Genomic DNA, 12,409 nt, shown 5'->3' with positions numbered 1-12,409 from the left:
CAACTGCATCGACACAGGCTCTTCAATCGCATCCCATTCGCATTTTTGGATGCTCTGGCGCGTTTCGCGGATCATCGCTTGGCTCGCAATCATCTCGGTCACGTTCAAGCCAGAGCCAAATTGCCGAACGATTTTGCGGAATGGCATGTCGGTGACGCCCGTCATCGGCGCCAAAATGACGGGACAATTGATTTCAATATTGCCGATTTGGATAGGTTTCAGCTGCATTTTCAAAACTTGCCTAAAATTTAGGCAGGCCGTTACCCGCTTTCGGCTTGGCGGGCAAGTGCGCTGTCGCTAGAGCGCGGCTATGGTATCTCAACCAATCACCATTGCGCTCATTGTTGCCGCTGGCTCGGGAAGTCGCGTGGGCGGAGATATCCCCAAACAATTTCGTCCGGTACGCGGCAAACCAATGCTGCGGCATAGCTATGAAGCGCTGTCCGCGCATCCATCGATTTCGAAGGTCTATGTGGCCATTGGCGCGGGCCAAGAGGCGGACGCTTCGGCAGCACTGCGCGGTCTACCCGATGCGATCTTTGTTCTGGGCGGCGCCACTCGTCGGGAAAGCGTGCATTTGGGTTTGAAGGCGATTGCAACGGATGGTGGTGCAGACCGAATTTTAATCCATGACGCTGCGCGACCATTTCTGCCCGGCACGGTCATTGACGACCTAATCGACGCACTCGACGAAGCGCCCGGGGCTGTTCCTGCCCTGCCCGTTGTCGATAGCCTTTCCAGAGGCGATCAAAATCTGTCCGAAACCGTTGACCGCGAACAGTTGTGGCGTATCCAAACACCGCAGGCCTTCGCCTTCGCCGATATATTTGCCGCGCACGAAATTTGGACCGGCGACGAGCCAACCGATGACGCCCGCATGCTGATGGCCAGTGGTGGGCAGGTTCGCATTGTTCCGGGATCAGAAGCGCTCAATAAATTCACCTTTTCAACCGATTTTGAAGGATCGACTATGCCGTCATTTCGAAGTGGCAATGGGTTTGACGTGCATCGCCTTGTTCCCGATGCCGAACTGTGGCTGTGCGGCGTGCTTATTCCGCATGACAAGGGTCTTGCGGGGCACAGCGATGCGGACGTGGCCATGCATGCGCTCACCGATGCGATCTTGGGCGCCATCGCCAAGGGCGACATTGGCGACCATTTTCCGCCGACGGACCCGCAATGGCGCGGGGCATCATCAGACCGGTTTCTGGCCTATGCGATGCAGCTCGCCCGCGACGAGGGCTATGCACTCGCCAATGCCGACGTGACCATCATTTGCGAACGCCCCAAAGTTGGTCCCTTCCGGGGACAGATGCGGCAACGGTTGGCCGAAATAATGGCTGTTGATATCGATTGCATATCGGTAAAGGCAACAACCACCGAGATGCTGGGTTTTACTGGCCGCGGCGAAGGCATCGCTGCGCAGGCCACAGCTACTTTTGAGAAACATTGATTATGGACACCGTTTTACCCGCCGATATCGCGCAAATGGCCGCGCGTGTAGTTGCCGAAAACAAGGCCGCTGGCCGCACTGTCGCTGTCGCTGAAAGCTGCACAGGTGGGCTGGTGACTGCCGCAATCACCGAAGTCCCCGGCAGCAGCGCCATATTGGGCTCTGGCTATGTGACATATAGCAACCAAGCCAAGATGACGATGCTGGGCGTCAATGAAGATATTATCGACACCTTTGGTGCTGTGTCGGTCGCGGTCGCATGGGCGATGGCGCAGGGCGCGTTAAAGAAAAGTGGCGCAGACATTGCCGTGGCGATCAGCGGCGTTGCTGGACCTGATGGCGGAACAGCGAACAAGCCCGTCGGCACGGTTGTCTTTGCAGTCGCGCTGAAAGGGCAAAATCCCGAAGACGTGGTCGGCGATAAAAAGGCGTTTGGTGCAGATAAAAGCCGCGCTGATATCCGCGCCTTTGCAACGCTTTACGCGCTTGAGCTCTTGCTGCCGCCTGCCCCGTAAAGTGCATCCGCACGGTCGATAAAGGCCGTTGTCATTTTGCGCAGGGCTGAATCAAAAAACTGTCCGGCCAGTGCCTCAAACACACGGTTGCGGAATGAAAAATCGACCGTGAAATCCACAATCGATCCGCCGCCCGCGACATCTTCAAATGTCCAAGCGTTGTGCAAATGCTTCATGGGGCCGTCGAGATAATCGACGACAATCGACGAATGCGGGGTTTTGACCACCCGGCTGCTGAAGGTTTCCCGAAGCGATTTGAAGCCGACAATCATGTCCGCCAGCATCTCGCCTTCTTCATCCTTGCGAATACGGATGGCACTGACCCACGGTAAAAATTCGGGATAGAGCGCCACATCGGCCACCAGATTGTACATTTGTTCCGCACTATGCGGCAAATGACGGCGTTCGTGATGGTGCGGCATTCGGGCTGTTACCGAGCCTTGGCCAATTGCGCCGCGCGCGCGTCACGCATTTTTGCAAAATCATCGCCCGCGTGATAGCTGGACCGCGTGAGCGGGCTGGCTGCAACAAGCAGGAAACCCTTGGCACGGGCAATGGCCGCATAAGCGTCAAATGCCGCTGGGGTAACAAAGTCCATCACCTTTGTGTGCTTGGGCGTTGGCTGCAAATATTGGCCCATCGTCAAGAAGTCGATGTCGGCACTGCGCATGTCATCCATGACCTGATGCACTTCCATCCGCTCTTCGCCCAAACCAAGCATGACGCCTGATTTGGTAAAAATGGACGGGTCGTGGCGCTTTACGGTCTCCAGCAAACGAAGCGATGCGTAATAACGCGCACCGGGCCGGATCGTGGGATAAAGGCGCGGAACAGTCTCCAGATTGTGGTTATACACATCCGGCCGCGCGGTAACGATGGCCTCAACCGCGGCTTGCGCCTTGTTCCGGAAATCCGGCGTCAGGATTTCAATCGTGGTGTTGGGTGTGTTGCGGCGCAGCGCCTCGATCACTTTCACAAACTGGCTCGCGCCACCGTCGGGCAAATCGTCACGATCAACCGAAGTGATGACGATATGTTCAAGGCCCATTTTCGCCGCCGCAATCGCCACATGCTCTGGCTCTAACGGATCGACAGCGCGCGGCATTCCGGTTTTGACGTTACAAAAGGCACATGCCCGGGTGCATACATCCCCAAGGATCATCACGGTTGCGTGCTTTTTGGTCCAACATTCCCCGATATTTGGGCAAGCCGCCTCTTCGCACACGGTGTTCAAATTCAAGTCCCGCATCAGCTTGCGGGTCTCGTTAAAACCCGCGCCAGTAGGTGCCTTGACGCGGATCCAGTCCGGTTTGCGTTCGCGCACGGGGCGCTCGGGTATCGATATCGGAACGTTCATGCCGTTCGAATAGCCGCCATGCCTCAACTTGCCAACTGCAACTTGCCTGCTATGGGTTGCAAAATTCGCAAAGAGGCTATGATGATAATCGACACATTGACGTCGCCGGTAATTCTCTTTTTTGTCCTCGGCTTTATTGCTGCCGCACTTAAGTCCGACCTCAGCATTCCCGAAGCCTTCGCAAAAGCCATGTCCATCTATCTGATGGCCGCCATTGGCTTAAAGGGCGGCGTTGAGGTGGCGAACAGCGGAGTCACGGCAGAAGTGGCCGCTGCTGCGTTGGCAGGCCTTGCCCTCAGCTTTCTTTTGCCGGTCATCGCATTTGCGTTGCTTCGCCAATTTGGCGGACTTTCCAAAGTCGATGCCGGCGCGGTCGCGGCACATTATGGCTCGGTCAGCGTGGTTACGTTCGTTACCGCAAAAGAAATTCTCACCGGCCAAGGTTTAGGCCCAGCAGGCTATATGGTCGCCGTTCTTGCTTTGATGGAAACCCCCGCCATTATTTCGGGCCTTATGCTTGCACGGCGCGGCGACAAAGATACGACCGAAAAATCCTCCACGCCATGGCACGAGGTCCTCACCAACGCGTCAGTGATGATTTTGGTCGGCAGCTTCATCATTGGTGTTATTGCCGGCAGCGATGGCTTCGCACCGATTATGCCAGTGTTCGATACCGGATTCCGCGGCGTCCTTTGCTTGTTCCTGCTGGATATGGGGCTGATCGCAGCACGGCGGCTTATCCAGTCACGCAAGATGAACCTTCGCTTGGTTAGCCTCGCTATTGTCATGCCATTGTTAAACGGTGCAATTGGTACAATTGTCGGGACATTGGTCGGTCTGGATGTCGCGTCCGCCGCTACGCTTGGCATCTTGGCGGCAAGTGCCTCGTACATTGCCGTTCCAGCAGCGATGCGGCTTGCCCTACCCAAAGCCGACCCCGGCATTTACCTCAGCATGTCACTTGGCGTAACCTTTCCTTTCAACATCATCTTTGGCATCAGCATTTTTGCGGCATTCGCCAAAGCAATAGGATGATTTATGATTCAAACTGTCAGCCGTAAGCGGATCGAAATTCTGGTGGATACGCCGCTCGTGCCGCGTGTTGTCGCACAATTGAAAGCGGTCGATATATCTGGCTGGTGCGTAATTCACGTCGACTCTGGCGGTGGCCGTGCTGGTGCATGGCAACAGGACGATGTCACGGGAGCAAGCGCGAAAACAATCGTGCTGGCTATCGCATCAGACGCCAAGACGTCCGGATTGATTGAGGCGATTGCACCTTTGCTGGACAGCTATGGGATGTTGCTCACCATCGGCGATGTGCAGGTTGTGCGTGGGGAAAGATTTTAATGCCCGAATTTGCTGTGCTGGTCGAAGGATATCGCCGCTTCAAATCCGATGCCTATGTCCGCCAAAAAGCGCGCTATGATGAGCTCGCGAATGACGGTCAGGCGCCGCCCATTATGATCATTTCCTGCTGTGATAGCAGGGTCGATCCGGCAACCGTGTTTGACACAAAGCCCGGCCAAGTGTTCGCGTTGCGCAATGTGGCAAGCCTCGTTCCGCCTTATGAAATAGGCGGCGGGTTGCATGGTGTGTCTGCGGCCATTGAATTTGGCGTAATGGGGTTGGAAGTGCGGCACATCGTTGTCCTTGGTCACGCCCAGTGCGGCGGCATTAAAGCATCGTTGGAAGGTGCAAATCTGGGCCATGGGGGCCACAGTTTCATTGATGGCTGGGTCGACATTATCCGCCCTGCCCGTGAAAAGATTTTAGCATCAGCGTCCGACGACCCGCAACATGATTTGGAACTGGACGCCATAAGGGTGAGTTTGAAAAATCTGCGCACATTTCCATTCATTGAAGAGCGCGAGCGATCCGGGCAGCTGAAGCTACATGGTGCCTATTTCGGCATCGCCGACGGCAACCTTCATGTGCTCAATGACCAAAGCGATCAGTTTGAGGTCCAATGACCAATCAGGTCGCCTTGCCAACCTATTATAACGACCTTGACGCAAGTTTTGCGGAAGCGTGGAATGTCGTTGCAGCCGGTGTAACGGACCGGAACAGCCCTGCACACACGCCGACTGTCGGTACCGTTGATGCAGACGGCACGCCGCAATTGCGCATCATGATATTGCGCGCGGTGTCGCGTGATAGCCGAAGCTTGCGTTTTCATACGGACGCACGGTCCGAAAAGATCGCGCAACTGCAAAGCGGCGCGGCGACGAGCGTTTTGGTCTATGACGCGGCGGCAAAGGCGCAGATCCGGCTATCCGGACGCGCCCACATTACCTCCGATGGCGATCTTGCAGATACGGCCTGGTCCGGTTCAACGCCATTTGCCCGCCGCTGTTACATGGCCGAAGCAGCGCCCGGCACACCGATTGCGCAACCTTCGTCAGGATTGCCGGAATGGATTGAAGGCAAACAGCCCGAAGAAGAACAATTGGCCGATTACCGCGGCAATTTTGCGGCTTTGATGTTTCAGGCGAACAGCATCGAATGGCTATATCTGGCCAACGCCGGGCATAGGCGCGCAAAATGGCATTGGGACCAAACGCAAAATCTATGGCTTGGGAGCTGGCTGGTTCCCTAAACCGCGGCACTCTATCCTAACGGCCAAAGCGCCCTCCTCTGCTGCATTGGCGTTGCAGAGGAGGGTTCGCTTCATGTCACCATTAACGCGTCATCTTCTTATAGGTTGCACGATGTGGGCGGGTGGCTTCGTCGCCAAGGCGGGCGATTTTGTCTTCTTCATAGGATTCAAAATTGCCTTCAAACCATTCGACATGGCTGTCGCCTTCAAACGCCAAAATGTGCGTTGCAAGACGGTCAAGGAAGAAGCGGTCATGGCTGATGACCACGGCACAACCAGCGAAGCTTTCAAGGGCTTCTTCCAATGCCGACAATGTTTCAACGTCCAAATCGTTGGTAGGTTCATCGAGCAGAAGCACGTTGCCGCCTTGCTTCAACATCTTCGCCATGTGCACGCGGTTGCGTTCACCACCGGACAATAGACCAACTTTTTTCTGCTGGTCGGTACCCTTGAAGTTGAACGCACCAACATAAGCGCGGGTCGGCGTTTCATGCTTGCCCAATTTCATAAAGTCGGCGCCGCCGGAAATTTCCTCCCACACATTTTTGTTGGGGTCGAGATCATCGCGGCTTTGGTCGACAAAGCCCAAACGCACGGTTTCGCCGATTTCAATTTCACCCGAATCCGGAACTTCCTGACCGGTGATGAGGCGGAACAAAGTCGATTTACCCGCACCGTTTGGACCAATGACACCAACGATGCCGCCTTGCGGAATGGTGAAGGACAGGTTTTCAAAGAGCAGTTTGTCACCATAGGCCTTGGTGACATTCTTCACCTCAATAACCTTGCTGCCCAAACGCTCGGGCGTCTGGATAACAATCTGCGCCTTACCGGGTGCACGGTTTTCCTGCGCCTCGACCAGCTGGTCAAAGGATTTGATACGCGCTTTCGATTTGGTTTGCCGGGCCTTTGGACTTTGCCGGATCCACTCCAGCTCGTCCTTAATCGCCTTTTGACGACCAGCGTCTTCACGCGATTCCTGCTCCAGACGCTTCGCCTTCTTTTCGAGATAGGTCGAATAATTGCCTTCGTAGACAAAATAGCGTCCGCGATCGAGCTCAAGGATCCAGCTGACGACATTGTCCAAGAAATAGCGATCGTGGGTCACGAGGATGACGTTGCCCTTATAATCGACCAGATGCTTTTCCAGCCATGCAACGGACTCTGCGTCCAAGTGGTTGGTCGGTTCGTCGAGCAGCAATATGTCGGGCTTTTCGAGCAAAAGCCGCGTCAGCGCGATACGGCGCTTTTCACCACCCGAAAGGCTGGTGACGGGGCTGTCGCCGGGAGGGCAACGTAGCGCGTCCATCGCGAGCTCCAGCTGGCTATCGAGCGACCAGCCATCAACGGCATCAATCTTTTCCTGAAGCGTGCCCATTTCTTCCATGAGCGCGTCAAAGTCGGCATCCTCCGGCGGATCGCCCATGATGGCCGAAATCTCGTTAAAACGATCCACAAGATCGGCAACAGCGCGCACGCCGTCCATGACATTTTCCTTGACCGTTTTGTTCGGGTCAAGCTCTGGCTCCTGCGCCAGATAGCCGACGCGGATATGTTCGCCGGGCCACGCTTCGCCCGTAAACTCTGTGTCCATTCCGGCCATGATTTTCATCAGCGTGGATTTACCCGTGCCGTTTGGCCCAACGATGCCGATCTTTGCATCCGGATAGAATTGCAGATTGATGTTGTTGAGGACGGGCTTGCTTGCGCCGGGGAAGGTTTTCGTCATTCCCTTCATTACGAAGCTATATTGGGCTGCCATGGGCTTTAATTCCTGTGTTGCATTACTTTTGATTTGGCCGCTTCCCTAGCTATCTGCGCGTTTCGCCGCAAGGTGGGATTGCAAATCCCGACGATGCGATTAAGCCTGCCAAGCATGAAGAAAAACATCCTATTGCTCGCCGCAGCCTCCACGCTGTTCCTTTCGCCATCCCTCGCACTGGGCGCGCCTGCGTCGCCCGACAGTGCGTCGGTCGCATCGATCCGCGACAAAGCGTTGCAGAGTGACAGTTTTGCCTATGACATCGTCGAAGGGCTCACGACTGAAATCGGCCCGCGGCAGGGTGGTACCGAAGCCGAAGCGCGCGCGCGCACTTGGGCGGTCAGCAAGCTGAAGGCACTTGGATTTGATAATGTCCGCATCGAAGAATATCAGATGCCCACATGGGTGCGCGGCGAAGAAACCGCATCCATCGTCGCCCCCTTTCCGCAGAAGCTTGCCATTGCCGCATTGGGCAATAGCGGCAGCACAGGCGATTCTGGGCTCGAAGCTGAAATCGTGTATTTCCCGACGATTGATGATCTGCGCGCAGCCCCCGATGGCAGCTTGAAAGGCAAGATTGCCTTTGTCAGTCACAATATGAAAGCCACGCAGGATGGCAGCAGCTACGGCGCATTTGGCCCTGCCCGCTTTGTCGGCCCGAACATTGCCGCGAAAAAGGGTGCGGCGGCCATCGTCATCCGTTCAATCGGAACCGATTATCATCGCAACCCGCACACGGGGAACACCAACTTTGACTCCGGCGTCACGCCCATTCCGGCTGGTGCATTATCGATACCCGACGCCGAAAATCTGGAGCGTATGATTGCGCGCGGTAAGCCTGTGCGGATGAAGTTAAAGCTGACCCCAAAAAATGTCGGCATGCAGACATCGGGCAATGTTTTGGCCGAAGTTAAGGGTTCGAACCCTGAACTTCCCATGATTGTCATCGCCTGCCATCTGGATAGCTGGGACCTTGGGACCGGCGCCATTGATGACGCCGCAGGTTGCGGCATCATCGGGGCCGCGGCCAAGCATTTGAAATCGATGGGCCAACCCAAGCGCACCGTGCGCCTATTGTGGGCTGGCGCTGAAGAAGTCGGCATTTGGGGTGGCCGGGATTATGGTGAAAAGCACGCTAGTGAGCCACATGCCCTCGCGATGGAATCCGATTTCGGCGCGGGCAAAGTCTGGGCCGTAGATTTCCGCCTGCCCGAAAGCGCGTCGGCACTTCGCGGTCAGATCGTTTCCGCATTGGCCCCCTTGGGTGTTGTTCCGCGCAAGGATTTGGCCGGCGGCGGCGCGGATGTTGGCGCGATAATCGCGGCGCAGAAATTGGGCATCATTGACCTGCAGCAAGATGGCACGAAATATTTCGACCTGCACCACACGCCAGACGATACGCTCGACAAGATCGACAAAGCCGAATTGCGCCAAAACGTCGCGGCATGGGTTGCAACCTTAGCGCTCGTTGCAAATTATGACGGCGAATTGAAGCCAGAGGCGGCGCGTTGAAACACGCTTTTGTCTTGGCGTTCATGCTTATGGTTGGGGGTTGTGGCGACACGGCCCCCACCGAAACGGACAAGGCTGGTGACGCGGACACACCAGAGGCCGCGCAGAAAAAGGAACTGGCCGCGCAAAAGCTGAGCATTGAACAAGCCGCCGAAGAAGCGACGAAGCTGATTGAAGCGGATGCAAAGGCTGAAATTGACGCGGCCAATGCAAGTGGCGGCGCTGCGCAGTAAATCATCGCAACATATCGCGGGCAATGCAGCACACGGAACGCAAAGCTGCACCGGTCGGCAAAAATGCCAGAGATTTTGAAATTTTTCCGAAAAAATGGTCGGGGAGACAGGATTCGAACCTGCGACCCTCTGGTCCCAAACCAGATGCGCTACCAGGCTGCGCTACTCCCCGACAAGGGATCACTGGTATAACAATGTCCGCGCGGCTGGCTGCCTGCCAAATTCCACAAAAGTGAAACTGGTGGGCCCGGAGGGACTCGAACCCCCGACCTAGCCGTTATGAGCGGCCAGCTCTAACCAACTGAGCTACAGGCCCTGACCGGCTCGCCAACTGCCTGCGCGCCGATAGCCGAACTTTGGGCGAGGTTGCAAGCCTTTATCTCACCAAAAAGATTTAAATCGGCTGACGTTTACATAAAGCACCATCCTTTTGGGTCGAACGCTTCTGTTCCACCATAGCATTATCGCTCTTCGTCCATTAATCCGGCTCGCCCGTCATTGACGGCTGGAAGCGACACGATCAGCGCTTGATTGTAACAACGTAAATCCCCGCCAGCATTTCGGGCAAGGCTCCGTACGAGGCGCAACGAAAAGCCAAGCCCAAGCAATGGCGCGTCATGAGAATCATCAAGCGGGCCGGAGCCGAACAGTGCGTCCTCATCCATATCGCCAAGCTTTTTCGGTAAGCTAAGCACAAAACGATTAACCGCATTCAACCCGGGCTCCGTCCGGAAACGACCATCGAGGACTTCGCCAGGCTCGCAGCCGATGATGACGGCAGACAACAGCCGCGAAAACAGACGCTCTGCCAGTTGGTTATCCAGCGCAAATGGCCGGACCGGATGTGCATGGACCAAGTTCAGGGTAACGTGCAAAGCGTCGCTCAATTCGCGGAGCCGATCTGCCAACCGAAGCGACAGCCAATCGCAATCGGTTAAACCGACCTCCGTAACATAAGTTCCCGTTTCAATTTTTGCAGCGGTTGAAAGATCATCCAAGCCAGACAGCAAACGCCGGGCATCGTGCAGGATGCTAGCGGCTATTGTGCGATATTCCTCGATGACAGGACCAAAGAGTTGCTGTTCGATAATTTCGGAAAAGCCGATAATGGCACCCAATGGCGTGCGCAGTTCGTGCAACAATTGCTGGATATTTTCCGCGTCATGCGTGTCGCCTTCCGGAATGTGCGCGACTTCCGCGATATTGGGGCGACGCAATATCCCGCGATAGCCTTTGAACCGTCCACTGGCAGGTTCAAAAAACGGTGCCGCGTTGATCCGCCAGTCCCCGGCAATCGCAGGCGCGCCGCACAGGCGCAGGCGCGCATTTTCAAGTGGCATTTTTTGCCGAAAGGCAGCGGCGCCATAGGCATCTGGTCCGGGCCCCTGGTCAAATGCGGGCTCCGCAATATCCACGCCAACAATCGCCCCTGCGGGTGCGCCTTCAACCGAGCTGATGGTGCCATATTCGTCGGTTTCAAAGCCTATTTCGTCAATCGGTTTGCCAAGCGAAACGACTGGTTCGACAGACGCCCCGGCCTGTATTTCAGCCGCATCGTGACGTTCCCGCTCAATTCGCAATTTTTCGATGCGTTCAACAATGTCGCGGATTTGCACAACCTGCGGCGCACGCACCGCTGTCTCGGTAACGGATCTGTCGAGAGACAGCGCGAAATCGGCCGAAGAACATGACCGAAGCGCACGCAGGGTCATGGGGCCAATGTCGACGCGGTTGCGCAAGAACCCGCGCGCACGGGTGGGCATATGGGGGACGATATCTGCCCATTCATGATCATTCAACCGCGCGGCACTGACCGCCGCAGCGGCAACCGCCGGAACATCACCCGACAGCAGCAAGAGCAACGGCGCAGAACGCAGTCGCCCAGACAAGGCGCGTACGCATTGTTCGCGGACAGTTGCGGGAACCATGTCCATAAACTGCTCCACGTTTTGCAAGCCGGAGGCGACCGCAGCCGGGTCAAAGTCCGAAGAGTTTTGCGCCAATATATCAACCAGTTGCTGCCATTTCGCCGACAAGCCAATGCCATCATCCCCCGCCTGACGCAAAGTGGTTTCAAGGCGGTCGTCAAAGCGCAAATTCAGCACATCCTAATGCTATATCATCCGTGTTGTGGCCGCCGGATAAACCGATATCAGGACGTGCGAAAGCGACAAAATTGGTGCGTCACACTTTGGGACAATTGCAATATAATATAATTATATTATAAAGCGGGGGCATAATCGAAATGGAAATAACAAGATCATGGCTAATATGAACCTCGATGCGATAGATATGAAGCTTTTGGCGGAATTGCAGGCTGATGGTCGCATTACCAATGTGGAACTTGCATCAAAGGTTGGGTTGACTGCCCCGCCATGCTTGCGCCGCATGCGCGCGTTGGAACAGTCAGGGACGATTAAGTCCTATCACGCAGATGTCGACGCCAGCGCCTTGGGCTACACAATCACCGTATTTGCCATGGTTAGCTTAAAAAGTCAGGCCGAAGAAGATTTGAAGGCATTTGAGCAGCATGTTCGGGCACTCCCCGATGTGCGCGAATGCCATATGCTGAATGGCGAAATTGATTTCATCCTCAAAATCGTTGCGCGCGATCTGCAGTCATTTCAGGAATTTCTGACATCGCAATTAACGTCCGCGCCCAATGTCAGCAGCGTAAAAACGTCGCTGACCATTCGCACCGCAAAAGACGAACCGGGCGTGCCAATCCCAATGGCATAAAAAAAGGGCCCGATTGCTCAGGCCCTTTTCCAATCAATTATCGCAAAGCTTAGGTAGCTGGCGTTGCCGCAGGCGCGGCTGCTGGTGCAGGCTTTTCCAAATGGTTGATATAGATCACCCAATATTCGGCAATTGCCTTGCGGTTTGCACCAGTGATCTGCGCAAAGTCGGCTTTCGCGCCAGCATAATCGCCGAGCATGGCTTTCGACATGGCAAGGCGGAAGCGGGTGCGGTCGGTC

Annotated in this window: 14 protein-coding genes, 2 tRNA genes and 1 pseudogene; 9 read left to right on the top strand and 8 right to left on the bottom strand. The window is 55.6% G+C overall.

Going from position 1 to position 12,409, the window contains the following annotated elements; translation table 11 throughout:
- A partial coding sequence (locus ACIQ0G_RS07015; protein ID WP_397577283.1) for a tRNA-dihydrouridine synthase occupies positions 1 to 228 on the bottom strand: 228 nt, incomplete at its 3' end.
- Positions 229 to 310: 82 nt separating this feature from the next.
- Between ACIQ0G_RS07015 and ACIQ0G_RS07010 the strand changes: the two genes are divergently transcribed.
- Together ACIQ0G_RS07010 and ACIQ0G_RS07005 are read left to right on the top strand one after the other, a co-directional pair.
- Complete coding sequence (locus tag ACIQ0G_RS07010; RefSeq protein ID WP_397577282.1) at positions 311 to 1,453, top strand: bifunctional 2-C-methyl-D-erythritol 4-phosphate cytidylyltransferase/2-C-methyl-D-erythritol 2,4-cyclodiphosphate synthase; 1,143 nt, start codon at positions 311 to 313, stop codon at positions 1,451 to 1,453.
- A 2-nt stretch (positions 1,454 to 1,455) separates the two neighbouring features.
- Entirely contained in the window at positions 1,456 to 1,968 is a 513-nt protein-coding gene (locus tag ACIQ0G_RS07005) for a CinA family protein (protein ID WP_397577281.1), read from the top strand.
- Here the strand turns inward: ACIQ0G_RS07005 and ACIQ0G_RS07000 are convergent.
- On the bottom strand, positions 1,932 to 2,390 hold the full coding sequence (locus ACIQ0G_RS07000) for a type II toxin-antitoxin system RatA family toxin (RefSeq protein ID WP_397577280.1): 459 nt from the start codon (positions 2,388 to 2,390) through the stop codon (positions 1,932 to 1,934). The genes ACIQ0G_RS07005 and ACIQ0G_RS07000 overlap by 37 nt on opposite strands.
- A gap of 8 nt (positions 2,391 to 2,398) precedes the next feature.
- Entirely contained in the window at positions 2,399 to 3,325 is a 927-nt protein-coding gene (lipA, locus tag ACIQ0G_RS06995; RefSeq protein WP_306063568.1) for a lipoyl synthase, read from the bottom strand.
- Positions 3,326 to 3,403: 78 nt separating this feature from the next.
- On the opposite strand from lipA, the gene ACIQ0G_RS06990 reads away from it, so the two are divergent.
- The 4 genes from ACIQ0G_RS06990 to ACIQ0G_RS06975 are packed head-to-tail and all read left to right on the top strand — an operon-like array spanning position 3,404 to position 5,924.
- Positions 3,404 to 4,360: a sodium-dependent bicarbonate transport family permease gene (locus tag ACIQ0G_RS06990; RefSeq protein ID WP_397577279.1), complete on the top strand. Its 957-nt coding sequence runs from the start codon at positions 3,404 to 3,406 to the stop codon at positions 4,358 to 4,360.
- Between the two features lie 3 nt (positions 4,361 to 4,363).
- Positions 4,364 to 4,675 (top strand): P-II family nitrogen regulator, encoded by a 312-nt coding sequence (locus tag ACIQ0G_RS06985; RefSeq protein WP_397577278.1) that lies wholly within the window; start codon positions 4,364 to 4,366, stop codon positions 4,673 to 4,675.
- A complete protein-coding gene (locus ACIQ0G_RS06980) occupies positions 4,675 to 5,298 on the top strand; it encodes a carbonic anhydrase (RefSeq protein WP_397577277.1) in 624 nt (207 codons plus the stop codon). The genes ACIQ0G_RS06985 and ACIQ0G_RS06980 overlap by 1 nt, the downstream gene beginning before the upstream one ends.
- Positions 5,295 to 5,924 carry a pyridoxamine 5'-phosphate oxidase family protein gene (locus tag ACIQ0G_RS06975; protein ID WP_397577276.1) on the top strand — a complete coding sequence of 210 codons (630 nt, stop codon included), beginning with the start codon at positions 5,295 to 5,297 and terminating at the stop codon, positions 5,922 to 5,924. Before ACIQ0G_RS06980 ends, ACIQ0G_RS06975 begins: the two co-directional genes overlap by 4 nt.
- 82 nt (positions 5,925 to 6,006) lie before the next feature.
- Here ACIQ0G_RS06975 and ettA read toward each other — a convergent pair whose 3' ends face one another.
- Entirely contained in the window at positions 6,007 to 7,686 is a 1,680-nt protein-coding gene (ettA, locus tag ACIQ0G_RS06970) for an energy-dependent translational throttle protein EttA (protein WP_397577275.1), read from the bottom strand.
- 114 nt (positions 7,687 to 7,800) lie between these two features.
- Here ettA and ACIQ0G_RS06965 point away from each other — a divergent pair, with 114 nt between their 5' ends.
- Together ACIQ0G_RS06965 and ACIQ0G_RS06960 are read left to right on the top strand one after the other, a co-directional pair.
- Positions 7,801 to 9,198 carry a M28 family peptidase gene (locus tag ACIQ0G_RS06965; protein ID WP_397577274.1) on the top strand — a complete coding sequence of 466 codons (1,398 nt, stop codon included), beginning with the start codon at positions 7,801 to 7,803 and terminating at the stop codon, positions 9,196 to 9,198.
- Positions 9,195 to 9,431 (top strand): hypothetical protein, encoded by a 237-nt coding sequence (locus ACIQ0G_RS06960; protein WP_397577273.1) that lies wholly within the window; start codon positions 9,195 to 9,197, stop codon positions 9,429 to 9,431. The genes ACIQ0G_RS06965 and ACIQ0G_RS06960 overlap by 4 nt, the downstream gene beginning before the upstream one ends.
- Positions 9,432 to 9,526: 95 nt before the next feature.
- Here ACIQ0G_RS06960 and ACIQ0G_RS06955 read toward each other — a convergent pair.
- The 3 genes from ACIQ0G_RS06955 to ACIQ0G_RS06945 form a co-directional block, all read right to left on the bottom strand.
- Positions 9,527 to 9,603: transfer RNA gene (locus tag ACIQ0G_RS06955), tRNA-Pro, on the bottom strand.
- Positions 9,604 to 9,670: 67 nt separating this feature from the next.
- A tRNA-Ile gene (locus ACIQ0G_RS06950) sits at positions 9,671 to 9,747 on the bottom strand.
- A 145-nt stretch (positions 9,748 to 9,892) separates the two neighbouring features.
- Positions 9,893 to 11,536, bottom strand: coding sequence for a histidine kinase dimerization/phospho-acceptor domain-containing protein (locus ACIQ0G_RS06945; RefSeq protein ID WP_397577272.1), 1,644 nt, complete (start codon positions 11,534 to 11,536; stop codon positions 9,893 to 9,895).
- A 157-nt stretch (positions 11,537 to 11,693) separates the two neighbouring features.
- On the opposite strand from ACIQ0G_RS06945, the gene ACIQ0G_RS06940 reads away from it, so the two are divergent.
- Positions 11,694 to 12,170: an Lrp/AsnC family transcriptional regulator gene (locus ACIQ0G_RS06940; RefSeq protein WP_395637989.1), complete on the top strand. Its 477-nt coding sequence runs from the start codon at positions 11,694 to 11,696 to the stop codon at positions 12,168 to 12,170.
- Between the two features lie 49 nt (positions 12,171 to 12,219).
- On the opposite strand, the pseudogene ACIQ0G_RS06935 reads toward ACIQ0G_RS06940, so the two are convergent.
- A pseudogene (locus ACIQ0G_RS06935) lies at positions 12,220 to 12,409 on the bottom strand (hypothetical protein); the annotation flags it as partial.

This window comes from Sphingorhabdus sp. (assembly GCF_044354325.1).
In the GTDB taxonomy this organism is placed as follows: Bacteria; Pseudomonadota; Alphaproteobacteria; order Sphingomonadales; family Sphingomonadaceae; genus Sphingorhabdus_B.
This window is presented reverse-complemented; position numbering and strand designations above follow the sequence as displayed.

Bases quoted from the DNA above. Each gene is read 5' to 3' on its own strand.
- ACIQ0G_RS07010 (WP_397577282.1), top strand. From the start codon at position 311: ATGGTATCTCAACCAATCACCATTGCGCTCATTGTTGCCGCTGGCTCG.
- ACIQ0G_RS07005 (WP_397577281.1), top strand. From the start codon at position 1,456: ATGGACACCGTTTTACCCGCCGATATCGCGCAAATGGCCGCGCGTGTA.
- ACIQ0G_RS07000 (WP_397577280.1), bottom strand. From the start codon at position 2,390: ATGCCGCACCATCACGAACGCCGTCATTTGCCGCATAGTGCGGAACAA.
- lipA (WP_306063568.1), bottom strand. From the start codon at position 3,325: ATGAACGTTCCGATATCGATACCCGAGCGCCCCGTGCGCGAACGCAAA.
- ACIQ0G_RS06990 (WP_397577279.1), top strand. From the start codon at position 3,404: ATGATGATAATCGACACATTGACGTCGCCGGTAATTCTCTTTTTTGTC.
- ACIQ0G_RS06985 (WP_397577278.1), top strand. From the start codon at position 4,364: ATGATTCAAACTGTCAGCCGTAAGCGGATCGAAATTCTGGTGGATACG.
- ACIQ0G_RS06980 (WP_397577277.1), top strand. From the start codon at position 4,675: ATGCCCGAATTTGCTGTGCTGGTCGAAGGATATCGCCGCTTCAAATCC.
- ACIQ0G_RS06975 (WP_397577276.1), top strand. From the start codon at position 5,295: ATGACCAATCAGGTCGCCTTGCCAACCTATTATAACGACCTTGACGCA.
- ettA (WP_397577275.1), bottom strand. From the start codon at position 7,686: ATGGCAGCCCAATATAGCTTCGTAATGAAGGGAATGACGAAAACCTTC.
- ACIQ0G_RS06965 (WP_397577274.1), top strand. From the start codon at position 7,801: ATGAAGAAAAACATCCTATTGCTCGCCGCAGCCTCCACGCTGTTCCTT.
- ACIQ0G_RS06940 (WP_395637989.1), top strand. From the start codon at position 11,694: ATGGCTAATATGAACCTCGATGCGATAGATATGAAGCTTTTGGCGGAA.